Source organism: Fundicoccus sp. Sow4_H7, assembly GCF_052115865.1.
Taxonomy (GTDB): Bacteria; Bacillota; Bacilli; order Lactobacillales; family Aerococcaceae; genus Fundicoccus_A.
Window position 1 is genome coordinate 74,217 of the sequence record NZ_JBQKME010000003.1, and the last position, 25,605, is coordinate 99,821.

The following is a 25,605-nucleotide window of genomic DNA, read 5'->3' on the forward strand; positions in this document are numbered from 1 at the left end:
AGAACACGATACATGTTATTATACATCTATCGTGTTCTTTAATTTTTAAACATCGAATATTCATATAAAAGACTAAATTAATGGCAAAAAAGAATTTTTTATGACTAATTGATGAAAGAATTATTTAATAATAAAACAAGAGTTAAAGTGTGAAATATTCATGTTTTACCTAATATTATATGCTATAATTAAAGCGTAGATTTATCTAGTAGAAGGAGCAACGCCAATGAGTGAATTAGGAAATAAATTAAGAGATGCCCGTATTCAAAAAGGGTATACATTAAATACTTTGCAGCAAATGACTAAAATTCAAAAAAAATATTTAATTGCAATTGAAGAAGGAAACTTCGATGAAATGCCTGGTAATTTCTATGCAAGAGCATTTGTAAAACAATATGCCGATATGGTTGGTTTAAATGGTGACGAGTTGTTAGAAACTTACCAACAAGAATTGGATATAAATTCTAATGAGATAGATGACATTGAATTAGAAGAAATCAATGAATTACCAAGTCGTTTAGATAGTCGCAGTAATCAAAACGAACAAAATATTATGGAAATGATCCTTTCATATTTACCCCTTATCTTATTAATTGCCATTATCGTTATGATTATGATTTCTTTGATTATTGCGATTACAAATATTGGGCAAGGAGAAAATCAGACATCAAGCTCGCAAAGTTTAATTGAAAATTCTGTAATTAGTTCAGTTGAGCCTGAAAGTGCCGTCGCTGAATCTTCTTCAGAAAGTAACATTGAATCCGCTGAGAGCGAAGTTATAGAATTAGGTGAAAACGATCTACGTGTTGGTAGAGAAGTTATTACTTTATTAGAAACAGAAAGCTCAGGTCCTGTTTATGCCCTTAATTCACCATTTTCAAGCTATGACTTTGCCGTTGAAGCAAGTGGATATGTTTGGGTAGGTATTTTTGAAGATGGATCACTGGTTGTTGATACGACCATTACGGCAGATGAATCATTTGAACATACTGTTAGTCAAGGTGTGGAAACACTTAGAATGGATATCGGATACCCAGAAGGTGGTACTTTTACGGTCAACGGTGTTGAAATTGATATGAGTGCATATTATGGCGATACGATTACTTTTGTTCTAGCAGATGATGTTGAACCAACAGATGAAACAGTTGAAAGTATTGAATTAGATTTAGAAGATAATGCAGCTGAATCTGAAGAAACGTCACCCGAATTCCAAGGACCTGCTGTTCTAAATCCTGATAATGAATAAAGGTGTTAATATATGAATATCGCTAATAAAATTACGACAGTACGCGTCTTACTAATTCCTGTATTTATTTTATTATTAGTCCTTCCGCTAGACTTGGGCCAAGTTAATTGGCTAAATACAGAGATTCCTGTAAATCAACTTTTGGCTGGTATTGTTTTTGCTATAGCAAGTAGCACGGATTATGTAGACGGGTATTTAGCGAGAAAACATCATTTGGTCACTTCATTTGGTGAATTCTTTGATCCTATGGCAGATAAATTACTCGTTATGGCAGCCTTAATCTTACTAGTTGAAGCCCAAGTTATTTGGGGTTGGACTGTATTCATAATTTTAGGTAGAGAGCTCATGGTAACAGGTTTACGTGTATTACTTGCACAAACTGATGGGAAAGTCATGGCTGCCAAAATGCCAGGTAAAATAAAAACATTAACGCAAATGTTTGCAATTGTATTTTATTTATTTAATGATATAGGTTTTAGTTACTTCAATATCCCAATTGCTAATATTTTATATACTATTTGTTTAATTTTTACTGTTTATTCAGGATTTGATTATTTTTATCAGGCACGTTTCTTATTTAAAGACCTTTAATATAACTCAAGATACGTACTTTTACTTTTATTTATTCTTTATAATAATAAAGATAGGAATAAGAAAGGTAAAAGTACGATTTTTGTTATAGCTAAGAAAATGGAATTGACGATTTGTTATGTATATATAGAGAGAGGGAAATTGATTGAAAGCTGAGATTATTTCTATAGGAACAGAATTATTAATGGGCTATACTGTTAATACAAATACCTCTGTTCTGAGTCAAAAACTATTGGATATGGGAATTGGTGTTTATTTTCAGCAAACAGTAGGTGATAATGAAAATCGTCTATTAGAGGCCATAGAAATTGCTGCTAATCGAAGTGATTTAATTATTTTTACCGGTGGTATTGGGCCAACGCGTGATGATATAACAAAATTTGTTATTGCAAAATATTTTCAAACGGAGTTAGTTGAAGATAGCGACCAATGGAATAAAATACAGACGTATTTTAGCTCGCAAGATCGGAAATTATCAGAAACAGATTTTTTCCAGTCCTTAACTTTTAAAAACGGGACGAGTTTTTTTAATGAAGTTGGTTTAGCGTGTGGTTCTGCTATATATATGACGAAAGACAAACATAATCAAGTTATCATTGTTTTACCAGGTCCACCTTTTGAAATGAATCACATGTTCGATCATTATGCAAAACCTTATATCCAGTCTATTTTTCAAAAAGAAGATGCCATTGAATCTTCTTATTTGAACTTTTATGGTATAGGCGAAGCACAAGTAGCAAAAGAATTAGACGATCTTATTATACAGCAGACCAATCCAACAATAGCCTTATACGCAAAGCCAAAACAAGTCACAGTTAGACTCACTGCCAACGCTAAAACTAAACATGAGGCGCAACAAATTAATCAGAACTTAGCAAATGATATAATAAATCGAATTCCTTCTGCTTTTTTAGGCTATGGACAAGATTATTTGATTGAACATCATGTTATTGATCTATTAATTGAAAATAATAAATCATTAAGTATTGCTGAAAGTTTAACAGGTGGATTGGTTTTAGAATCTTTGACAAATATTGAAGGCGTATCAAAAATATTAAAGGGTGGTTTTGTCACCTATAGTAATCAAGCTAAAATCGAATTATTAAACATCGATCCACAAATTATTGAAGAAAAAAGTGTTGTCAGTTCGCAAGTCGCAATAGCGATGGCAGAAAATTGCTTAGAAATCTGTCATTCCGATTTAGCCTTAGGATTTACAGGTGTAGCAGGCCCAGATGAATTGGAGGGACATCCAGTTGGACAAGTCTTCATTGCCTTAGCAAAGAAAAATGAAGCAACGACTGTCATTGAATTAAATATCTCTGATAAACCACGTTCAATTGTCCGTCTTCAGAGTAAAAATGAAGGATTAAATCTAATAAGAGAATATTTAAAATAACAGAACAAATGTTCGCTTTTTACTTGATTGTTTTGCTAAAATTAGTTAAAGTATAGTTACAAGAGAATGGAGGATCATTATGGTAGATAAAGATAGACAAAAAGCTTTAGAAGTAGCAATGAAAAATATTGAAAAGAGTTTTGGTAAAGGTTCAATTATGAAGCTAGGTCAAAAAACAGATACAAAAGTATCGACTGTTTCGACAGGCTCATTAGCATTAGATATTGCTTTAGGTGTTGGGGGCTATCCACGAGGAAGAATTATAGAAGTATACGGACCAGAATCTTCAGGTAAGACAACTGTAGCCTTACATGCCATCGCTGAAGTTCAAAAGAAAGGTGGTTTAGCTGCCTTTATTGATGCTGAGCATGCATTGGATCCTGATTATGCCGCTAAATTAGGTGTTGATATTGATGAGCTATTATTATCTCAACCTGATACAGGTGAACAAGGATTAGAAATTGCTGATGCTTTAGTTTCTTCAGGCGCAGTTGATATTGTCGTTATTGACTCGGTTGCAGCGCTTGTTCCCCGGGCAGAAATCGAAGGTGAGATGGGAGACTCCCATATGGGGTTACAAGCTCGCTTAATGTCACAAGCATTACGAAAACTATCTGGTTCAGTCAATAAGACTAAAACCATTTGTTTCTTCATTAACCAAATACGTGAAAAAATTGGCGTTATGTTTGGAAATCCTGAAACAACACCAGGCGGTCGAGCACTTAAATTTTATTCTTCTGTTCGTCTAGAAGTTAGAAGAACCGAATCAATTAAAAATGGTTCAGAGTTGATTGGGAATCGCACACGGATCAAAGTTGTCAAAAATAAAGTTGCTCCACCTTTTAAAGAAGCCATGGTAGATATTATGTATGGTAAAGGTATTTCTCAAACGGGAGAATTAGTAGATATGGCTGCAGAAATTGATGTAATAAATAAAGCCGGATCTTGGTATTCTTACGGTGAAGAAAGAATTGGTCAAGGACGAGAAAATGCCAAACAATTTTTAGAAAATCATCCTGAAATTCGTCAGGACATTGATGCAAAAGTGCGTGCGCATTATCAAATTGATGATGAAGGATCTAAAGCAAATGACGCTGAATCATTAGAAGATCTTGTAACAGAATTACCTTTGACTGATTAGGATAAAATTAAATAAACTAAAGAATAATTTAATCCAATTTTTTTTATTTGTCGCATTTCCATAATGCAAACTAAATAATAAAAACTTTGGATTTTTTATTTATTTAAAATAAAATATATTCAAACATTGAATTATCGCATTATTCCGTTCAAACAATAAGATTAATGATATTTTAAAATCGCAACAAAACACTAATTATCAATAACAACTATATCACTTATCTAAATTGATTAATACGATTAGCTATTAATCTGTATAAAAACACACTTAAAAAGTAAAATGTTATATAAATTGGTTTGCACTAATTGAATAACCTTCCTTGCGAATTGCACTAATTAGTTTAATGTTATTAATATAGATAAACTATTCTTTTCCACAATATTACGGCGATAACATGAAAATATTGACAGTTTTGATTTTTAACACTATTATTAAAGTGTGTGTGTTCACACTATTTATTTTACATCAATTTATAAAATGAATATAAAAATTAAAGAAGATTCGGAGGTGAAATTATGGACTTAGTATCATACGCCTTCGCGATAGTTGCTTTAATTATTGGTTTTATTGTTGGATTTTATGTGAAGAAGACTTCAGATGAAAAAAGAATATCAAATGCGAAAGAAAACGCTGAAACAATTGTTGATGACGCTATTCAACAAGCTCAACTTTTAAAACGAGAGGCTCTATTTGAAGCGAAGGAAGAGAATTTAAAGTACCGTAATGAAATTGAGCAAGAGTTGAAAGAAAGAAAAGCAGAAACAGCTTCATTGGAGAAACGTTTGAATCAACGAGAAGATAAACTTGATAAAAAGAGTAATACTCTTGATAAACGTGAGTCAAATATTGAATTAAAAGAAGAAGATTATATCAAAAGAAATAATGCATTAACTCTCAATGAAGAAAAAATTCAGCAATTAATTGTAGACCAGCAAAATGAATTAGAACGAGTTGCTATGCTAACAAGAAGTGAAGCTAGAGACATTATTTTAGAAGAAACAGAGATGTCATTGTCACAAGAAATAGCTGTTTTAATTAAGAATGCTGAGCAAAGAGCAAAAGATGAGTCCGATCGTAATGCTAAAAATATAATTTTACAGGCAATTCAACGTAGCGCTTCAGACATTGTCACTGAAAATACTGTCACCGTCGTACATTTACCAAATGACGAAATGAAAGGGCGCATCATTGGACGTGAAGGTAGAAATATTCGCACATTAGAAAGTCTGACCGGTGTCGATTTAATTATTGATGATACACCTGATACAGTTATTCTAAGTGGTTTTGATCCGATTCGTCGTCAAATCGCAAAAATTGCCCTAGATAAATTAATTCAAGATGGACGAATTCATCCTGCCAGAATTGAAGAAATGGTGGAGCGAGCACGTAAGGAAGTGGACGAAAAAATACGTGAAGTCGGTGAAGAAGCAACCTTTGAAGTTGGGGTGCATCAACTTCATCCTGATTTAATAAAAATTCTCGGACGTTTAGCTTATCGTACAAGTTATGGCCAAAATGTACTTCAACACAGTATCGAAGTAGCAAAATTATCAGGTGTAATGGCTGCTGAATTAGGAGAAGACATCGTATTGGCTAAGAGAGCTGGTTTATTACATGATATTGGTAAAGCTCTAGATCATGAAATTGAAGGCTCCCACGTTGAGATTGGTGCTGAAATAGCAACTAAATATCATGAGCCTGAAACAGTTATTAATGCCATCGCTTCGCATCACGGTGATACAGCGCAAACTTCATCTATTTCAGTTTTAGTTGCAGCTGCAGATGCTTTATCTGCCGCACGCCCAGGTGCACGAAGTGAATCACTTGAAAGTTATATTCGTCGTTTAGAAAAACTAGAAGAAATTGCCAACAGCTTTGGAGGAGTGACTCAAAGTTATGCAATTCAAGCGGGACGTGAAATCCGCGTTATTGTTCAACCTAACGAACTTAGCGATGCTCAAGCTGTACAAGTAGCAAGAGATATTAGAAAACGCATAGAAGAAGAAATGAAATATCCTGGAAATATTAAAGTAACCGTTATTCGTGAGATTAGAGCGGTTGAATACGCAAAATAACAAGCATTAGCTTAACTTTACTTAAGAACCTCAATTTTCGAGGTTCTTATTTTTTATTTATCTATAGTGAAAGAGATACTTAAGCCGATACTTTCAATTTAGCTGATAGATTGTTAAAATGAATGTTAGATAAAAATTAGGAAGAGGATTTTATGAGGGTTTTATTCATTGGAGATATCGTTGGGACGAGTGGACAAAAGGCAATTGAAAAATATTTACCACAGATGAAAAAACATTATCGACCACAATTTACGATAGCAAATGGTGAAAATTTGAGTAATGGTCGAGGGATTACTGAAAAACTATATAAATGGTTATTAAATCAAGGTGTGAATGCCATTACCTTAGGTAATCATGCATTTGACAATCGAGAAATCTTTACATTTATCGACAAGGCTGACAGTTTAATCAGACCATATAATTTGCCGACAACAACCCCAGGACACGGACTCCGTTTTATTAAAATAAATAACATAGAATTAGCCATTATTAATATATTAGGGAATGCTTTTATGAACCCGGCACAAGATCTTTTCTATACATTAATCGAATTAATTGAAAATGTTCGTAAAAGAACAAAACACATTATTATAGATATACATGCGGAAACAACAAGTGAAAAACAAGCGGTTGCCTGGCTTTTTGATGGTAAAGTGACAGCTGTTTTAGGAACACATACGCATGTCCAAACCAAAGATGCCCGTATATTAAAAGGTGGGACAGCCTTTATTTCGGATGTTGGTATGACAGGTTCAATAGAAAGTATCATTGGATTTAAACCTTCAGATGTCATCCAAAGATTCGTTAGCCAACTTCCAACCAGACTAGAAGAATCCGTATCAAATCATGTTCTATTAAGTGCGGTCTATTTAGATATCAATGATCAAACAGGATTAGTTTCAAGAATTGAACCGATTTATTTAACGGATAAAGAACACACACATCAAAATGTAACGATTAAGACAAACGATTTTTATTAAATACATCTATTAGCAAGGACAAGGTGAAACGATGACGAAAACAAAAACAAAAACGACTCCCATGATGGAACAATACAACCAAATAAAGGCTCAATATCCAGATGCATTTTTGTTTTTTCGCCTAGGTGATTTTTATGAAATGTTCAATGAAGATGCCATTGAAGCATCAAAAATTTTAGAAATTACCTTAACATCTAGAAATAAAAATGCTGACAATCCGATACCAATGTGTGGTGTTCCATATCATTCTGCCCAATCCTATATTCAACGTTTAATTGAAGCAGGCCAAAAAGTCGCCATTTGCGAACAGATGGAAGATCCTAAATTAACCAAAGGAATGGTTCACAGAGAAGTTATAAAAGTCATTACTCCAGGTACAATCCTTCAAGATGAAGCATTAGAATCAAAAGAGAATCATTATCTAGCCAGTGTCGCTTTATTAAATAATAAATACTACTTAGCTTATATTGATGTCTCTACAGGAGATGCTTTAATAACCGCGACAGATGATTTGTTGGCATTAATCAATGAAATTCGTTCCTTGACCATTAAAGAAATTGTATATTATCAAAAAGATGCTGAGTGGATAAGTGAACTCCAAAAAAAGGTTACCACACATTATAGTTTTTTTGAAAATGAAAGGATTCCTACAGAAATTGCTTTTTCATGGGACTTAAAGAATGCCAACGATGAAGAAAAAATTATCTTAGATTACTTATTTAAGTATTTACTCAATGTTCAAAAACAAGCGGTGAACCATGTAAAAGCCATTGAACGCTATGAAATTAATGCATTTTTACAAATGAATTATTATGCTAAAACGCAATTAGAACTAACACGCTCGCTTAGAACCCAAAGAAAAAAAGGGAGTTTGTTATGGCTAATTGATAAGACTGAAACAGCAATGGGGGGCCGTTTATTACATCAGTGGTTAGATAAACCCTTATTGTCCATACAGGCTTTAGAAAAACGCCACCAACGTGTTGAAACATTAATTAATACTTATTTTGATCGAATTGATTTAACCGCATCATTTGTTAATGTTTATGATTTAGAGCGGTTAGTTTCAAAAATTAGTTTAGGGACTGCTAATGCGCGTGATATGAGTCATTTAAGGCAGTCGTTGCAACAAATTCCTACTATTAATGAAATCGTTAAGCGAATTAATCAAGACCCAAGCTTTGACTTAGTCAATAAAGACTTTCAATTTGAGTTATTAGAAGAACATTCTGAATTGCGACAACTGCTAGAGGATGTTTTAGTAGATGAACCTCCGATTAGTTTAACAGAAGGAAATATTATTAAATCAGGCTATGATGACAAATTAGATGAATACCGTGAATCGCTTGAAAATGGGCAAGAATGGTTAATGGATTTACAAAAATCTGAACGAGAAAAAACTGGCTTAAAAACCTTAAAAGTTGGTTATAATAAGGTGTTTGGTTACTATATTGAAATTAGTCGACTCCAAGCCACCCAATTAAAAGATGATCGTTATGAGCGCAAGCAAACTTTGACAAATAATGAACGTTTTATTACTGAAGAACTTAAAACAATTGAAAAGAAAATATTAGAGGCAACTGAAAAGTCAACGGATTTGGAATATCAATTGTTTTTATCCTTACGTGAAAAAGTAAATGAATCGATTCAAAGCTTACAAGTATTAGCACGACAAATTGCTGAATTAGATGTCCTATGCAATTTTGCGAAAATTAGTGAGGAAGAAGGTTATGTACGACCCATCTTAACCACTGATACACAGGCAATGTCTATTGTTGAAAGTCGTCATCCAGTAGTTGAATATTTGATTGGCGCTAGTAATTTTGTAGCCAATGATGTTGAAATTAAAGACGATCAATATTTATTATTATTAACCGGTCCAAATATGTCAGGAAAGAGTACTTATATGCGTCAAGTCGCCTATGCAGTCATATTAAGCCAGATAGGTTGTTTTGTTCCTGCTAAAAAAGCAGTGATGCCGATTATGGATAAAATTTTCACGCGTATTGGTAGTTCAGATGATATTTCCAGCGGTCAAAGTACGTTTATGGTCGAAATGATAGAAACACAACAAGCCTTAACTCAAGCGACATCGCGTTCATTGTTATTATTTGACGAAATAGGGCGTGGGACGGCAACATTCGATGGGATGGCTCTAGCAGAGGCAATTATTCATTATATCGCTAAGCATGTAATAGCGATTACAATATTTTCTACGCATTATCATGAATTAACCTCTTTAGAAGAGTCTGTTCCTACGCTTAAAAACATTCATGTGGGAGCAACCGAACATGATGGCGAAGTCGTATTTTTGCATCGAATATTTGAAGGCCCTGCTGATAAAAGTTATGGTATTCATGTAGCTAAACTTGCTGGTTTACCTCAAGAAATAATTCAGCAGAGTCAAGAAATTTTGATTGAATTAGAGTCTAACGCTTCATTACTTCGTCAAAAAGATGATGTTCAACTCGATTTATTTAGTATAGGAGAGACTTCTCCGCAAGATCCAGCAAAGGCAGAAGTTATCGATCAACTTAAACAGTTAAACCTTAACGAAACAACGCCAATCGACGCTTTGCAGTTGCTTTTTGAATTACAGAATAAGCTAAGATAATTAAGGAGGGAGTGGTTTCATGGGGAAAATTAAACAAATGGATGAAACACTCGCTAATCAAATTGCAGCAGGAGAAATCGTTGAAAGACCTGCTTCTGTTGTTAAAGAATTGGTGGAAAATTCAATTGATGCCGGTAGTACAGAAATTATTATTTCCTTAAAAGAATCAGGTATTCAGCAAATTGTTGTATCGGATAATGGTGAAGGAATGGATGCAACGGACTTAGAAATGGCTTTTTTACCACATGCAACGAGTAAAATATTCCGTTTAGCTGATTTACAAAGAATTAATTCCTTAGGTTTTCGAGGGGAAGCCTTGGCCAGTATCGGATCAGTTGCTAAAGTTCGCATTGAATCGACCTACCATGAAAATCCAGACCAAGGGAATTTCATTGAAGTTGAAGGTTCGACTTTAGTCAATAAAGGGGTTGCAAAGGCAAAAACAGGAACGACCATTGTTGTAAATAGTTTATTTTACAATACACCCGCACGATTAAAACATTTGACTTCAACTAAAAATGAACTCAAGCACATACTTAATTTTGTTCAGGATACTTCTTTAGCCAATCCTACTATTCGTTTCCAATTAAATAATAATGATCAACGGATCTTTTTAGCTTACGGAAATGGTGATTTAAGGCAAACCTTAGCTAATGTCTATCAGCCACAATTAGCCCGTGACATGTTAGCCATTAAAAATGCGGACAATGATTTTTCTATAGAAGGCTTTATCTCACCGCCTTCAATTACCCGTACATCCCGTTATTATATCCATTGGTTAGTCAATGAACGTCCTATTAGAAGTAATAAGTTAACCCAAGTTTTATTGAATGCTTATGGAAAACAATTGATGATTGGCCGCTTTCCTATCGTTGTTATTCATATAAAATTAGATCCGCAATTGGTCGATGTAAATGTCCATCCCAATAAACAAACAGTACGTTTTGGTAAGGAAGAAGAGTTAACTAAATTACTCACGGAGACAATCCGGACACGTTTAATGGAATTAAATCCAGTACCGAATGCAGATTTAACAAATCTTAACCGTCAATCGAATTATCAGCCACAAGTTAAAACAGAAGTCATTCCTTTTGATTTTAATCAAACAAAGCAATCCAGTTCCCCAAAAAGTAATCAAGATATAAGTCAAGATTTAGCTAGGGCACTAAGCAATTCAATGATTAATGAAAATGCATCTGTTGCCCAACAATATAAAAATGAAGTAGATACGACTTTAAACGAACTTCTTACAGAAAATGAATCTGATATAAGTGAATATCCTAGAAGATTAGAAAAAGAAACATCACAAGAGAAACGTGTTGATTTCAGGCAATTACGCTATGTCGGTCAAATACATGGAACTTATTTAATTGCCGAATATGAGGGCGGATTTTACATGATTGATCAGCATGCCGCTCAAGAAAAAATCCGCTATGAGCAGATGATGGCAGATGAATTTGGAACAGATGACCAACAACAACTGCTCCTACCTTTAATACTTAATTTTAGGCAGAGTGAAATAGCAGAGATTGAAGATACTTTACCTCGCTTATCCAAAATGGGTATCGACCTTCAACCATTTGGACCTAATAGTTTTCAGTTAGAATCATATCCTAATTGGATAGAGGCAAGTCAAGTTGAAAAGCTTGTTAGTGACATGGCTGATTTACTTGTAGAAAATCCGGAATTAACAATTCCGCAAGTAAAAGAGAAATCAATCATTATGCAAAGTTGTCGAGGAGCTATAAAAGCCAATCATTATTTAGATAAAACTCAAGCAATAGCCCTTATCAATCAAATGGCTAACCTGAATGATCCTTATTTTTGTCCACATGGTCGCCCGGTTTTAGTTGCCATAACTACCAATACATTGGAAAAGTTATTTAAACGAATCCAAGACCCACATGATACTCCGAGCTTTTTCTAGGAATACTTAAATATTTGATAATAATAACCGACTTCGCTATGATAAAGAACAATAAGGTAAAAAGAAAGAGGTTTTAACATGCGTAAAAATGAATTTGAAAATGAAATAAAAGTACTGAATGACATTCAATATAAAGTAACACAAGAAAATGCTACCGAAAGACCTTTCACAGGTGAATATGATGATTTCTATGAAAAAGGAATCTATGTAGATATAGTGAGTGGAGAACCATTATTTGTTTCAACCGATAAATATGATGCGGGTTGTGGCTGGCCATCATTTTCGAAACCGATTAATCAAGCGAGCATTGTAGAAGAAGTGGATGACAGTCTAGCTATCCGTCGTATTGAAGTTAGAAGCCAAAATGCAGACTCGCATTTAGGTCATGTCTTTAATGATGGTTTGGAAGAATTAGGTGGCTTACGTTATTGTATTAATTCTGCAGCCTTACGTTTTGTTCCATTAGAAGAAATGGATGCTAAAGGCTATGGCGAATATAAAGAATTGGTAAAATAATATGATGTACGAATATATAAAGGGGCAATTAACTAAAATTGCTCCTACTTATATTGTCTTGGAGACAGCTGGAATAGGTTATCAAATCCAAACCGCTAACCCTTACCGATTACAAGAATCCCTTAATCAAACCTTAACTGTTTTTGTGGAACTTGTTGTCCGTGAAGACGCGATGATATTATATGGCTTCATTGATTTTTATGAAAAACAATTATTTTTAAAACTTAATCGTGTTTCAGGTATTGGCCCTAAAAGTGCTTTATCAATTTTAGCAGCAAACGACCATGAAGGTTTAATTCGAGCCATTGAATCGAGCGATAGCACATATTTAACAAAATTTCCGGGTGTTGGTAAAAAGACAGCTCAGCAAATGATCTTGGATTTAAAGGGGCAGCTTGATTTTATTCCAGATATAGCTGGGACAGAAAGTGTTGAAAATGTTGCTGTAACTGACAGCCTTATATTAAACGAAGTAACAGAAGCACTTTCAGGCTTAGGTTACTCACAAAGAGAAATTAAGCGCATTGAAACACCAATTCAAGAAGCTGCTGTAACAACAACTCAAGAAGCCCTCAGCTTAGCCTTTAAACTTCTTTTAAATAAATAATACTGAGGTGACACATATTGGAAGAAGGAAATCGTATTGTAGAAGGACAATTTCAAGAAGCTGATGCTCTCCAATTTAGTTTGAGACCTCGATTTTTAAAAGAATATATAGGTCAAGATAAAATCAAATCTGAATTAAGCATCTATATTGAAGCCGCCAAAATGCGTGAAGAAGCACTAGACCATGTCTTGTTTTATGGCCCTCCAGGTTTAGGGAAAACAACCTTAGCAATGGTTATGGCTAATGAATTAAATGTCAATATCCAAACAACGAGTGGACCAGCTATTGAACGTTCAGGTGATTTGCTGGCTATTTTGAATGAATTGAATCCAGGTGATATTTTATTTATTGATGAAATTCATCGTTTGCCACGTGTGATTGAGGAAGTTTTATATTCAGCCATGGAAGATTACTATGTTGACATCGTCATTGGTCAAGGGAGTGGGGCACATGCCGTCCATTTTGAATTGCCGCCTTTTACCTTAATAGGAGCTACCACACGTGCTGGTATGCTAACACAGCCATTAAGAGATAGGTTTGGTATTTTAGCCCATATGGACTATTACACCACCAATGATTTACATATGATTGTTGAGCGCTCATCCAAAGTTTTTGACACTGAAATTGAAGAAGAAGCGGCTCGTGAAATAGCTTTACGGAGCCGAGGAACGCCTCGAATTGCAAACCGTATTTTAAAAAGAGTCCGTGACTTTGCCCAAGTTAAAGCAGATGGCCACATCACTAAAAACTTGACGCAAGAAGCTCTAACGATTTTAGATATTGATGAGCGTGGTCTCGATGCGATTGATAGAAAACTATTAACTGCCATGATTGAACTTTATGATGGAGGACCGGTTGGGATTAAGACGATTTCAGTAAATATCGGTGAAGATACCGAAACGATTGAAGATATGTACGAGCCGTTTTTACTTCAAAATGGTTTTTTAAAACGAACTCCTAGAGGACGTGTCGTAACAGATTTAGCTTATGACCATTTAAAAATAGATAGATTGTATAGATTGGAAGAGAATAACTAATGTATCAAACAAAAGATTTTGCCTATGACTTACCAGAAGAACTGATTGCTCAAACCCCTTTAGAAGATCGTTCATCTTCGCGTTTATTAGTCGTTAATCGAGAAAACGATCAATTAACAGATACTAACTTTAATCATGTTTTAGACTACTTAGATGAAGGGGACGCCTTGGTCATTAATGAAACCCGCGTTCTACCAGCACGTCTAATGGGAACTAAAGCAGATACATTAGCTCATTTGGAAGTTCTCTTATTAAATAATACTAGTGGCAACCAATGGGAGACGCTAATAAAACCCGCTAAACGCACCAAAGTCGGCACAATTATTACGTTTGGTCAAGATAACCAATTACAAGCAGAAGTTATCGAAATATTGCCGCATGGTGGACGAATCATTGAATTCACTTATGAAGGTGTCTTCTTAGAAATTCTTGAACAATTAGGTAATATGCCCTTACCTCCTTACATAAAAGAAAGATTAGACAATCCTGATCGCTATCAAACGGTTTACGCTAAAACCAATGGTTCAGCTGCAGCACCGACCGCAGGTTTACATTTTACGCCTGAACTACTTGAACAAGCAAAAGCAAAAGGGATTCAAATAGTACCGTTGGTCCTACATGTTGGATTGGGTACATTTCGTCCAGTTTCAGCAGAGCGAATTGAAGACCACCACATGCATGCTGAGTATTATCAGTTATCCGATGAATCAGCCACGACCTTAAGAAAAATAAAAGCCAATGGTGGAAAAATTACAGCAGTTGGAACAACAAGTGTAAGAACATTAGAAACAATCGCTAAAGAACATGATGGACAAATTGTTGCTAGCACCGGTTGGACATCAATATTTATTACGCCGGGATTTAACTATCAAGTCGTTGATCATTTAATCACGAATTTCCATTTACCTGAATCGACATTAATGATGCTTGTGAGTGCATTTTATGATCGCGATCAAATCATGGCAGCTTATCATCATGCCGTTCAAAATAAATACCGCTTTTTTAGTTTTGGCGATGCCATGTTGATTTTATAAAAATAGTCAATAAAAAAGACACTCCCATCAGTTGGTTAAGGAGTGTCTTTTATACTATAATTGATTTATAAATTTATATTTATTATGATTTTTTAACTTCTTCATTATCTGATTTTAAAAGAATTTGTGCTAAAACAACTGTGGCAACAGCCATGACCAAACCTAAAATTGTTGCTAAGGTAAAGTCGTAAGGAGTAGATGTTAATGAACTACCTAAATAATACACGACATGACCTAAGATAAAGCCCCAAATGATTGTAATAATATACTTCATAATTTAACCTTCTTTCGATGTTAATTTTAGCACTTTTATATTAAATAACAATAGATAAGGAATAATTTAAAATAATTTTTATATGGAGGTGACTAATTTTGTTATTAAATGTTCGTACTGTTTTTACTTTATTAAAGAGTAGTTTGAAAATTGAAGACTATATCATAACGGCTAAAGAATACGGTTATAAGCATGTAGGAATTGCTGATGTCAATGTTTTATACGGCGTCTATACTTTTTACCAGCATGCAATAAAAAACGGCTTAAAACCTTTAATTGGCATGACCTTAGAGATTGAAGGCGTAGTGGACTTAAACCAGAAGTATTCACTTTTATTATATGCTAAAAATCTTAATGCCTATCATCATTTAATTAAAATATCACGCCTGGTGAATCAGCCGAATTATTCTGCTAAAAAAGTGTGGGATTACATTGAAAACGAAGCCGAAGACTTGGTTTTAATCACATTGGGGAAACAAAGTGAACTTGAACAAGCCCTAATTCATGATCGTTACGACTTGACTGAAGTAATTTTGAAGAGGTGGATTGACTTATTTGGTCAAGAAAATATTTATTTAGGTTTAGCTGTCTACCCATATAATGCCCTAGAAGTACAAATAGTAAGACAGTTTGCTAAAAAATATAATTTAACGATTGTTGCCAATCAAGAGCTAAATAGTTTAAAAGACCATCCTGCTTTCAGTTTGAAAGTTTTAGAAGCTATTGATAACAACGAGACGGTTGATCGTTCTTTAATGGGCATGCAAAGTGGTAATTACTTATACATGCAAGAAGATTTAATCGCACTATATAAAGCAAACGATTTATCGGAATGTATCAGCAATACTGAAGAATTAATCGAACAGCTGCATGTTGTGTTTCCTGAAAACAACCAATTATTACCGAAGTTTAATACGAATTCAAACTTATCATCTGATGAATTTTTAGAAGCATTGACTTTTGAACAATTAGAAAAATTATATTTAAATGATGATGAGACTTACCGTCAACGCTTAGCTTATGAGTTAAATACGATTCGACAAATGGGCTTTAGTGATTATTTTTTAATTGTTTGGGAAATAGTTTCCTATTGTCATGAAAATGACATTCGTATTGGCCCTGGAAGGGGATCGGCGGCAGGTTCATTAGTGAGTTATTTATTAAAAATAACATCACTTGATCCGATTAAATATGACTTGCTATTTGAACGTTTCCTAAATCCTGAACGGTTTAATATGCCAGATATTGATATTGATATTATCGACAGCAAACGCGATCGGGTCTTAATGTTTTTAGCAGAGAAATACGGATATAACCAAGTAGCACAAATTAGTACGATTGGAACGTTTGGGGCTAAATCTGCTATTCGAGATGTTTTACGTGTGTTTGGCTATGATAGTCGTGTCTTAAAGCAGTGGTCACAGTTGATACCGAATGAATTAAATCTTAATTTACAAAAAGCCTATGATGATTCTCATCAATTCCGTCAGTTTGTTCAACAGAGCCCTGAAAATCAACAAGTCTTTGACATTGCCAAAACGATTGAAGGCAGTCCAAGACATATTTCTACGCATGCGGCGGCTGTCATCATCAGTGATTTTGAAATTGATAAATTAGTTCCTGTTATTGATCGCCAAGATCAATTGTTACTCACTCAATTTACGATGTATGACATTGAAGATATTGGTTTATTGAAAATGGACTTTTTGGGCTTACGAAATTTGCATATTTTGGAAGAGATTATTCAACAGGTTAAAGTCAATGATCCAGATTTTGATATTGAAAGTATACCCTTGGATGATGCATCTGTTTTTGAGATTTTTAGTGGTGGGCGCACCAACGGTGTTTTCCAATTTGAATCAAGTGGCATGAAAAATGTATTGCGGCAATTAAAACCCGATACATTTGAAGATATCGTAGCGGTAAATGCTTTGTTTAGACCAGGTCCTATGAAGCAAATTGACCATTTTATTAAGCGTAAGCATGGACAAGAATCCTTTGATTACATTCACACTATGCTTGAACCGATTTTATCAAAAACCTACGGTATCATTGTTTACCAAGAGCAAGTCATGCAAGTTTGTCAGACTATGGCAGGCTTTTCTTTAGGTGAAGCGGATATTTTACGTCGTGCTATGGGGAAAAAACAAGTAGATATTATGACTAAAAAAAGAGCAGCCTTTATTGCAGGCAGTATCGAACGAGGTGTGACAAGGGAGCTAGCGGAGCAGACATATGCCTATATTTATGAATTTGCTAGTTATGGTTTCAACCGTTCCCACGCAGTAGTCTATTCTTACTTAGCTTATCAATTAGCTTACCTAAAAGTTCATTATCCTGCAGCTTTTTACATGTCCATTTTAAATACAGGAAAAGCGGATTTAAGTTATTTACATGAAGCTAGACAAGTCATTGGTAAAATATACGGAATTGATATTAACCAAAGCCAAGCAGGTTTTTCTATTGTTCATCAACAACTTCAATTAGGTTTTGAATCAATCAAACAGATGTCTCGTGATTGGATTAATGTCTTATTAAGTGAACGACATCATGGCGGAAATTTTAAAGATTTCATACAATTTTTGCAACGCATCCCAAGTAAATATCTCCAAGCCAAATATATTGAACCGCTTATCTATACTGGTGCTTTTGATAATTTAGGTTATAACCGCCAAACCCTTATTCTGAATTTGGATAATTTAATAAAAAGTGTTCAATTTAGTGGAGGTAGTATCAGTTTGTTTGGAGAATTGGAACCTAAAATTAATTGGCATGAGGAATACAGCTTTTTAGAAATGGTGAATATCGAGAAAGAATGGCTCGGATTTAGTACCTTAGGTCATCCAATTGATAACTATGCTGATTGGTTTAAAGATGGAGTTTATATTCCTATCGATCAATTATCTGCTAAGAAAAAGAAAGAACGGATAAAAACAATTGGTCTGATTGAATCAATCCGTACAATTCAAACTAAAAATAACGAACCTATGGCATTCGTTGAATTAAGTAACGAAATTCAATCCATTGATTTAGTTGTTTTTCCTAATATTTGGAAACAAACGAATTATTTATTGAGGGAAAATAACATTGTTCAAGTGGATGGGCTAGTAGATACTAACAAAAATAATGAACGTACGATTATAGTTAATGCTATTGATAGTATGCAAAACAGAGAGAAAGGTCAAATAAACCAATCATATTCAACTTGTTATATTCGCCTCAGTCCAGCCGATGATCATGTAAGTCAAATTGACTTTATTAAACAATTAGCTACCGAAAATCCGGGACCTTGTCGTATTATTGTCAGTTTAGGCCAAGATAATCATTGGGAATTATCTGCTCATTTTAGAATTTCTTATAGCTTTAAAGTTCAAGAAAAATTAAAACAATTTTTGGGTTATAAAAACGTTATCTATAAATAGTTACCAATGTATTAGAAAAATGATATTTATTTTGAATATTATATGACTTATAGAAAAATTAATGGTAGAATAACAAAGGATAGTGTTAAGGCACTGCTTATTTTAAAATAGATGTTTTGAGGTGAAATGATGAAGCGTATCGCAATTTTGACCAGTGGTGGTGATGCACCAGGTATGAATGCAGCAATACGTGGAGTAGTAGACCAGTCCGCTCACCATGGGATAGAAGTTTTTGGTGTTTTTTATGGATATAAAGGGTTGGTCGAAGGAGACTTCCGTAAATTAACAATAGAAGATTGTCAAGACAAAGTTCGTCGTGGTGGGACATTCTTATATTCAGCGCGATATCCTGAATTTAAAGAAGAAACTTACCAATTAAAAGCAATCGAACAGATGCGTTCAAATGAAATCGATGCATTAATCGTTATCGGTGGAGACGGTACATTTAATGGGGCATTACAATTACAAAAATTTGGCTTTCCAATTATTGGAATTCCTGGAACAATTGATAATGATATTCCGGGAACTGAATACACGATTGGATTTGATACCGCAACTAATGTTGCTTTAGAAGAAATTGATAGAATCTCTGATACGGCTTCTTCGCATAACCGAACATTTGTTGTTGAAGTTATGGGAAGACATGCAGGAGATATAGCAACATGGGCTGGTGTAGCCGCTGGTGCTGACTCTATTATTATTCCTGAAGCTGATTTTGATATGGAAGATGTGGTAAGACGTGTTAATAATGGCCGTCAAAGTGGTAAAGACCACTCAATCATCGTTTTAGCTGAAGGTGTAATGGGTGTTAATGAATTTGTAAGCAATTTTAAAGTAGTAGACCGTGATCATAGTATTCGTGGTGTAACTTTAGCCCATATTCAACGGGGTGGAAGTCCTACAGCTCGTGACCGTGTTTTTGCTACTTTAATGGGAGCAAAAGCTGTAGATGCATTATTAGAAGGTCAAAAAGGTATTTATATGGGTATTCGTGGTGAACAATTAGCAACATTTGATATTGCTGAAACATTGCAAGAAAAATCGCATATTGTTAGACATGACTTATACCAATTGAATTTAGATTTAACTGATAAGTAAAAAAATTGCCAATTACAATTAAAGGAGACATAACGAATGAAGAAAACAAAAATTGTATGTACGTTAGGGCCTGCGACAGATTCTAAAGAGATGATGGTGAAATTAATTAATGCGGGTATGAATGTGGCTCGTTTTAATTTCTCTCACGGTGATCACGAAGAGCATTTAAATCGTTTTAACAATTTAAAAGCAGCTAGAGAAGAAGCTGGACGTCCTTTCACAGCAATTATGTTAGACACTAAAGGACCAGAAATCCGTACACATGATATGGAAAACAACTTAGTCGAATTAGTACGTGGAAATGAAGTTCGTGTTTCAATGAATCAAGTTTTAGGAAATTCTGAAAGATTTTCAGTATCTTACGCAGAATTAATTAATGACGTTGAACCTGGCAACCATATTTTATTAGATGATGGACTTATTGATTTACTTGTCACTGAAATTGACCACGAAAATAATGAAATTGTTACACGTATCGAAAACAGTGGAATTATTAAATCTAAAAAAGGTGTCAATATTCCTAACGTTTCAATTAATTTACCTGGTATTACTGAAAAAGATGAATCAGATATTCGTTTTGGTGTTCAAAACGGAATAGATTATATTGCAGCAAGCTTTATTCGTCGTGCTTCAGATGTTATGGAAATCCGTCGTCTTTTAGAAGAAGAAGGTAAACCAAACGTTAAGATTATTTCTAAAATTGAAAACCAAGAAGGTGTAGATAATTTAGATGAAATCTTAGAGGTTTCAGATGGTATCATGGTTGCTCGTGGTGACTTAGGGGTTGAAATTCCTACTCACGAAGTACCAATTATTCAAAAATCAATGATCAAAAAATGTAATGAAGCTGGTAAACCAGTTATTACAGCTACACAAATGTTAGATTCAATGCAAAGAAATCCTCGTCCAACTCGTGCAGAAGCAGGGGACGTAGCGAATGCTATTTTTGACGGTACAGATGCTGTTATGTTATCTGGAGAAACAGCTGCTGGTGATTTCCCAGTTGAAGCTGTTACGACAATGGCTAACATTTGCCAAAGAACTGAAGAAGCTCTAATTGGTCAAGATGCAATGACATTAAAACGTTACGACCAATCTGATATGACTGAAGCTATTGGTCAAGCAGTAGGACATACAGCTAAAAACTTAAATATTAAAACAATTGTGGCTGCAACTTCATCAGGTCACACTGCTTTAATGATTTCTAAATATCGTCCAAATGCTAATATTTTAGCTGCTACCTTTGATGAAGAAGTGGCACGCTCACTTGCTTTTGCATGGGGTGTAGAACCTTATGTGATTGATCGTCCAGATTCAACAGATGAAATGTTAGACCTAGCATCTGATTTAGCTACAAAAGAATCATATGCAAAAGAAGGCGATTTAATTATTATTACCGCTGGTGTACCAGTAGGTGAAGCTGGAACAACTAACATTATGAAGATCCAAATTATCGGTACGCAATTAGCTAAAGGTGAAGGTATTGGTAATGCCCACTTTATCGGTAAAGCAGTTGTAGCTGAAGATGCAGAAACAGCTAACAAAAATGCTGTAATCGGATCAATCCTAGTAACTAAATCAACTAATAAAGATTATGCACCAGCCTTAGAAAAAGTTGGCGCAATTATTACTGAAGAAGGCGGAATTACGTCTCACGCAGCTATCGTTGGTTTAGAACGTGGTATTCCAGTAATTGTAAGTACTAAAGATGCAGTGGAAAACATTAAAAACAATGAATTAATCACTGTTGATGCTCGTCGCGGCGTTATCTTCCGTGGTGCAACCATTAGTATTTAATTCAATAAATAAAGACTGACATTAAGTTTAATTGACACTTAATGTCAGTTTTTTACTTATCCTTGATTTATTGAACCTAGGCAATGAGTATGTTATAATGACTAACGAAATCGTGAAGTTAATGGATGTCTTTATGCGATTTAGGACAACTTTCGACAGGTTTAGATTAATAGAAAAATTGGCTCTTGGTATTTGAATTGATTTTATGAGTCAGTTTTAAATGAAAAAGCGGAAGAAACTATGGATTTTACTTGTTAAATTCGCCTCTAGGGTGATATCCTAGAGGTTATTTTTATTGAAAGAACGGAGAGAGATAGATGCAAGGCAAACAACAAATTATTGATAGCTTATTACCTCTACTTGAGGAGCATATGGATGCAAAAGAAATTGAACGGTTAATTGAAGTACCAGCTAATCCTGAACATGGTGACTTAGCGTTCCCAGTCTTTTCTTTAGCAAAAACATTCCGTAAGGCACCTAACCTTATTGCACAAGATTTAGTTGAACAAATGGATGTTTCTGCTTTTGATCGAGTAGTTGTCATCGGACCCTATATTAATTTCTTATTGAATCGCTTTGAGTCGAGTAACCAAATTTTACATAACATTTTAGCTCAAGGCAGTAACTATGGGGCTGCTGATATCGGTAATCAAAAAAATGTGCCTATTGATATGTCCTCTCCGAATATTGCCAAACCTATGTCGATGGGACATTTACGTTCAACCGTTATTGGGAACTCACTAGGATATATCTTAGAAAAGTTAAACTATAATGTTATCCGTATTAATCACTTAGGTGATTGGGGAACGCAATTCGGTAAATTAATTGTAGCCTATAAAAAATGGGGTAATGAAGAAGCCGTAACTGCTGATCCAGTCAATGAGTTGGTTAAGTTATATGTCGATTTCCATGATAAAGCTGAACATGATCCTAGTTTAGAAGATGAAGCAAGAGCCGCTTTCAAAAATTTAGAAGAAGGCGACCAAGAAATGCATCAGTTATGGACATGGTTTAAAGATGAATCTCTAAAAGAATTTACACGTGTCTATGATATGTTAGATGTTCAGTTTGACTCTTATAATGGTGAAGCTTTTTATAATGACAAAATGCAAGCTATCATTGATGAACTTGCTGAAAAAGGTGTTTCAACTATTGACAATGGTGCTACAATTGTTGATTTAGAAGCTGAAAACTTACCACCTGCTTTGATTAAGAAATCTGACGGGGCAACATTGTATATGACCCGTGACTTAGCAACAGCTTACTATCGTTATAATACATATCAATTTGATCAAAGTTTATATGTTGTAGGAAACGAACAATCTAATCACTTTAAGCAATTAAAGGCTGTATTAAAACGCTTAGACCGTGAATGGGCCGATGATATGCATCATATTCCATTTGGTTTAATAACTTTAAATGGTAAGAAATTATCGACTCGTAAAGGTAAAATAGTTTTACTTGAAAATGTCCTTAATGAAGCCATTGAATTAGCAATGGAACAAATTGTGACTAAAAACCCAGACCTAGAGAACAAAGAGGAAGTTGCTCATCAAGTTGGGGTTGGAGCTGTTGTTTTCCATGACCTTAAAACCGACCGCTTAAATAACTTTGATTTTAATTTAGAAGAAGTTGTTCAATTTGAAGGTGAAACAGGTCCATACGTACAATATACGCACGCGAGAGCTCATAGTATTCTGGAAAAATTCCATGGCGAAATTGATACACAAGCTATATTGGAAATCAATGACAACTATGCCTGGGCTGTTGTAAAAAAACTAGATGACTATCCAATGATTGTTCAACAAGCTGCTAACCGCTATGAACCTTCTGTTGTCGCTAAGTATGTTGTCCAATTAGCCCAATTATTTAATAAATACTATGGTAATACCCGTATTTTAGATGAAGATGACCAAATTCAAGCACGGGTTGCCATCGTAAAAGCAGTAACCATTGTTTTAAAAGATGGCTTAACCTTATTAGGGATTAAGGCACCGAATAAAATGTAGAAAATTATATATTAAGAAGTAAAGGAGGCGTGAAATAATGAATAGATGGGGACAAATTGTAGAAGCAATCATTACAGATGAAAATGATAAAAGCTATTTCGCACAAGTAAATGGAGAAACTTTTACCGTTGCCAAAAATCAATTAGATGGTGAGACTTTTCAGCAAGGTGAAACCATTGAAGGTTTGATTTATGAAGATATGAATCGTCGTAAAGTCTTGCAATATCAACTTCCTGATATACGACCTGGCTATTTTGGTTGGGGGACAGTCACTCAAGTTCGTAAAGACTTAGGGGCTTTTGTATCGGTTGGTTTAATTGATAAAGATGTTGTTGTATCACTTGATGATTTACCTGAAAATAAAGACATTTGGCCACGTAAAGGTGATCAACTCTATTTAACTTGGGAAGTTGATGCTAAAAATCGCTTATGGGGTAAATTAGCAGCAGATGAAGAATTAAGCAAGTTATATAAGCCTGCCAAAGAAAATACGAAAAATCAGACAATTGATGCTCGGATAATAAGAATGAAATTAGATGGTGCAATTGGCATTTCTGTTGAAGGCTATCGTGTGTTTATTCATGAAAATGAACAAATCTCACCTTTGAGAATGGGAGAATCTGTTCGTGGACGTGTGATTGATGTTCATAAAGATGGAAGCATGAATCTATCCTTAAAACCTAGAGCGCATGAAATGATTGATGATGATGCTCAAATGCTAATGGTTTTATTAAACAGACAAGCCAATCAATTTTTGCCATATCATGATAAATCGGATGCACAAGAGATTCAACGAGAACTTGGCATCAGTAAAAGCCAATTCAAACGGGCAGTAGGTCAATTGTTAAAGCAACGCTTAATACAACATGAAAAAGGTAAAGGAATTTGGTTATTGTCAGAAGGTGACAATAATGACGCAGACTAACTTTCTAGATAGCTATTTTTTAGATTTTAAACACTATATGATTATAGATGAAGGTAAGGCTGAGAATACAGTAAACTCTTATATGCGTGACTTAAACAAGTTTAAGTTATTTATTGAAGAGCAAGGAATCGAAACTTTAGCCGATATTAATCAAGCTGTCATACAGTTATATTTAGCACAGTTAAAATTAAGTCATTATGCTGCTAGCTCAACTAGTCGAATGATATCTGCTTTAAAACAATTTTTCCTTTTTCTTCTTAAAGAAGGACATATTGATAAAAACCCAGTTCAAACCATTCAACTACCTAAAAAACCTCAGTCATTACCGAAAGCTTTGACTATGAATGAAGTCGATCAAATTATTGAAGCCCCCGATACTAATACAACTTGGGGCTTGCGTGATCGTGCTATCTTTGAATTGATGTATGCAACAGGTTTAAGGGTTAGTGAGTTAATTCATCTTTCTTTAGAAGAATTACATTTAGATTTAGGCTTTATTCAAACGATTGGTAAAGGTGATAAAGAGCGGATTGTACCTTTAGGTGATGAGGCATCTTATTGGATTCAGCGTTACTTGGATGAAGTGCGGCCTGGATTTAGTCGAAAAAATGCTAAAGAAACAACGGCCTTATTTATAACTGAACGTGGCGTAGCTTTTAGCCGGCAGGGAATTTGGAAAAACTTAAAAAAATATGTTCAACAAACAGGGATTAAACAATCTGTTTCACCACATATGTTAAGACATTCCTTTGCAACTCATTTGCTTGAAAATGGAGCTGATTTGAGAATGGTCCAAGAGTTATTAGGACATTCTGATATATCTACCACACAGATTTATACACATATATCTAAATTAAGGCTTCAAGAAGTTTATCGTAAGACTTTTCCCAGAGCATAAAAGATTGGAGATATA

Annotated in this window: 18 protein-coding genes and 1 pseudogene; 18 read left to right on the forward strand and 1 reads right to left on the reverse strand. The window is 34.5% G+C overall.

Annotation, left to right across the window (positions count from 1 at the left end):
• Nucleotides 1-226: 226 nt before the first annotated feature.
• The 12 genes and pseudogenes from ACTQ54_RS04455 to queA all read left to right on the forward strand — a co-directional run.
• Nucleotides 227-1,084, forward strand: a pseudogene (locus ACTQ54_RS04455) (helix-turn-helix domain-containing protein); the annotation flags it as partial.
• Between the two features lie 174 nt (nucleotides 1,085-1,258).
• Entirely contained in the window at nucleotides 1,259-1,837 is a 579-nt protein-coding gene (gene pgsA / locus ACTQ54_RS04460) for a CDP-diacylglycerol--glycerol-3-phosphate 3-phosphatidyltransferase (RefSeq protein WP_441754957.1), read from the forward strand.
• Between the two features lie 145 nt (nucleotides 1,838-1,982).
• Entirely contained in the window at nucleotides 1,983-3,236 is a 1,254-nt protein-coding gene (locus tag ACTQ54_RS04465) for a competence/damage-inducible protein A (RefSeq protein ID WP_441754958.1), read from the forward strand.
• Nucleotides 3,237-3,315: 79 nt separating this feature from the next.
• Complete coding sequence (gene recA, locus ACTQ54_RS04470) at nucleotides 3,316-4,377, forward strand: recombinase RecA (RefSeq protein ID WP_441754959.1); 1,062 nt, start codon at nucleotides 3,316-3,318, stop codon at nucleotides 4,375-4,377.
• A 515-nt stretch (nucleotides 4,378-4,892) separates the two neighbouring features.
• On the forward strand, nucleotides 4,893-6,452 hold the full coding sequence (gene rny / locus ACTQ54_RS04475; RefSeq protein WP_441754960.1) for a ribonuclease Y: 1,560 nt from the start codon (nucleotides 4,893-4,895) through the stop codon (nucleotides 6,450-6,452).
• 152 nt (nucleotides 6,453-6,604) lie between these two features.
• The gene (locus ACTQ54_RS04480) at nucleotides 6,605-7,432 is read left to right on the forward strand and encodes a TIGR00282 family metallophosphoesterase (RefSeq protein ID WP_441754961.1); all 828 of its coding nucleotides are present in this window, start codon (nucleotides 6,605-6,607) and stop codon (nucleotides 7,430-7,432) included.
• A 31-nt stretch (nucleotides 7,433-7,463) separates the two neighbouring features.
• Nucleotides 7,464-10,046 (forward strand): DNA mismatch repair protein MutS, encoded by a 2,583-nt coding sequence (gene mutS, locus ACTQ54_RS04485; protein ID WP_441754962.1) that lies wholly within the window; start codon nucleotides 7,464-7,466, stop codon nucleotides 10,044-10,046.
• Nucleotides 10,047-10,065: 19 nt separating this feature from the next.
• Entirely contained in the window at nucleotides 10,066-11,973 is a 1,908-nt protein-coding gene (mutL, locus tag ACTQ54_RS04490; protein ID WP_441754963.1) for a DNA mismatch repair endonuclease MutL, read from the forward strand.
• Nucleotides 11,974-12,051: 78 nt separating this feature from the next.
• On the forward strand, nucleotides 12,052-12,489 hold the full coding sequence (gene msrB / locus ACTQ54_RS04495) for a peptide-methionine (R)-S-oxide reductase MsrB (RefSeq protein WP_441754964.1): 438 nt from the start codon (nucleotides 12,052-12,054) through the stop codon (nucleotides 12,487-12,489).
• Between the two features lie 4 nt (nucleotides 12,490-12,493).
• A complete protein-coding gene (gene ruvA / locus ACTQ54_RS04500) occupies nucleotides 12,494-13,096 on the forward strand; it encodes a Holliday junction branch migration protein RuvA (protein ID WP_441755081.1) in 603 nt (200 codons plus the stop codon).
• A 17-nt stretch (nucleotides 13,097-13,113) separates the two neighbouring features.
• Nucleotides 13,114-14,133: a Holliday junction branch migration DNA helicase RuvB gene (gene ruvB, locus ACTQ54_RS04505; protein WP_441754965.1), complete on the forward strand. Its 1,020-nt coding sequence runs from the start codon at nucleotides 13,114-13,116 to the stop codon at nucleotides 14,131-14,133.
• Complete coding sequence (gene queA / locus ACTQ54_RS04510; protein ID WP_441754966.1) at nucleotides 14,133-15,167, forward strand: tRNA preQ1(34) S-adenosylmethionine ribosyltransferase-isomerase QueA; 1,035 nt, start codon at nucleotides 14,133-14,135, stop codon at nucleotides 15,165-15,167. Before ruvB ends, queA begins: the two co-directional genes overlap by 1 nt.
• An 82-nt stretch (nucleotides 15,168-15,249) precedes the next feature.
• Here queA and ACTQ54_RS04515 read toward each other — a convergent pair whose 3' ends face one another.
• Nucleotides 15,250-15,441: a YjzD family protein gene (locus ACTQ54_RS04515; RefSeq protein WP_441754967.1), complete on the reverse strand. Its 192-nt coding sequence runs from the start codon at nucleotides 15,439-15,441 to the stop codon at nucleotides 15,250-15,252.
• Nucleotides 15,442-15,539: 98 nt separating this feature from the next.
• Between ACTQ54_RS04515 and ACTQ54_RS04520 the strand changes: the two genes are divergently transcribed.
• From ACTQ54_RS04520 to xerD, 6 genes are all read left to right on the forward strand, one after another.
• Nucleotides 15,540-18,863 (forward strand): DNA polymerase III subunit alpha, encoded by a 3,324-nt coding sequence (locus ACTQ54_RS04520; protein ID WP_441754968.1) that lies wholly within the window; start codon nucleotides 15,540-15,542, stop codon nucleotides 18,861-18,863.
• Nucleotides 18,864-18,992: 129 nt separating this feature from the next.
• Complete coding sequence (gene pfkA, locus ACTQ54_RS04525) at nucleotides 18,993-19,961, forward strand: 6-phosphofructokinase (RefSeq protein WP_441754969.1); 969 nt, start codon at nucleotides 18,993-18,995, stop codon at nucleotides 19,959-19,961.
• Between the two features lie 36 nt (nucleotides 19,962-19,997).
• Entirely contained in the window at nucleotides 19,998-21,758 is a 1,761-nt protein-coding gene (pyk, locus tag ACTQ54_RS04530) for a pyruvate kinase (RefSeq protein ID WP_441754970.1), read from the forward strand.
• Nucleotides 21,759-22,075: 317 nt separating this feature from the next.
• Nucleotides 22,076-23,767: an arginine--tRNA ligase gene (argS, locus tag ACTQ54_RS04535; RefSeq protein WP_441754971.1), complete on the forward strand. Its 1,692-nt coding sequence runs from the start codon at nucleotides 22,076-22,078 to the stop codon at nucleotides 23,765-23,767.
• A 37-nt stretch (nucleotides 23,768-23,804) separates the two neighbouring features.
• Nucleotides 23,805-24,692: a CvfB family protein gene (locus ACTQ54_RS04540; RefSeq protein ID WP_441754972.1), complete on the forward strand. Its 888-nt coding sequence runs from the start codon at nucleotides 23,805-23,807 to the stop codon at nucleotides 24,690-24,692.
• A complete protein-coding gene (gene xerD / locus ACTQ54_RS04545) occupies nucleotides 24,679-25,590 on the forward strand; it encodes a site-specific tyrosine recombinase XerD (protein WP_441754973.1) in 912 nt (303 codons plus the stop codon). The genes ACTQ54_RS04540 and xerD overlap by 14 nt, the downstream gene beginning before the upstream one ends.
• Nucleotides 25,591-25,605 lie beyond the last annotated feature (15 nt).

Bases quoted from the DNA above. Each gene is read 5' to 3' on its own strand.
- pgsA (WP_441754957.1), top strand. From the start codon at position 1,259: ATGAATATCGCTAATAAAATTACGACAGTACGCGTCTTACTAATTCCT.
- recA (WP_441754959.1), top strand. From the start codon at position 3,316: ATGGTAGATAAAGATAGACAAAAAGCTTTAGAAGTAGCAATGAAAAAT.
- rny (WP_441754960.1), top strand. From the start codon at position 4,893: ATGGACTTAGTATCATACGCCTTCGCGATAGTTGCTTTAATTATTGGT.
- ACTQ54_RS04480 (WP_441754961.1), top strand. From the start codon at position 6,605: ATGAGGGTTTTATTCATTGGAGATATCGTTGGGACGAGTGGACAAAAG.
- mutS (WP_441754962.1), top strand. From the start codon at position 7,464: ATGACGAAAACAAAAACAAAAACGACTCCCATGATGGAACAATACAAC.
- mutL (WP_441754963.1), top strand. From the start codon at position 10,066: ATGGGGAAAATTAAACAAATGGATGAAACACTCGCTAATCAAATTGCA.
- msrB (WP_441754964.1), top strand. From the start codon at position 12,052: ATGCGTAAAAATGAATTTGAAAATGAAATAAAAGTACTGAATGACATT.
- ruvA (WP_441755081.1), top strand. From the start codon at position 12,494: ATGTACGAATATATAAAGGGGCAATTAACTAAAATTGCTCCTACTTAT.
- queA (WP_441754966.1), top strand. From the start codon at position 14,133: ATGTATCAAACAAAAGATTTTGCCTATGACTTACCAGAAGAACTGATT.
- ACTQ54_RS04515 (WP_441754967.1), bottom strand. From the start codon at position 15,441: ATGAAGTATATTATTACAATCATTTGGGGCTTTATCTTAGGTCATGTC.
- pfkA (WP_441754969.1), top strand. From the start codon at position 18,993: ATGAAGCGTATCGCAATTTTGACCAGTGGTGGTGATGCACCAGGTATG.
- pyk (WP_441754970.1), top strand. From the start codon at position 19,998: ATGAAGAAAACAAAAATTGTATGTACGTTAGGGCCTGCGACAGATTCT.
- argS (WP_441754971.1), top strand. From the start codon at position 22,076: ATGCAAGGCAAACAACAAATTATTGATAGCTTATTACCTCTACTTGAG.
- ACTQ54_RS04540 (WP_441754972.1), top strand. From the start codon at position 23,805: ATGAATAGATGGGGACAAATTGTAGAAGCAATCATTACAGATGAAAAT.
- xerD (WP_441754973.1), top strand. From the start codon at position 24,679: ATGACGCAGACTAACTTTCTAGATAGCTATTTTTTAGATTTTAAACAC.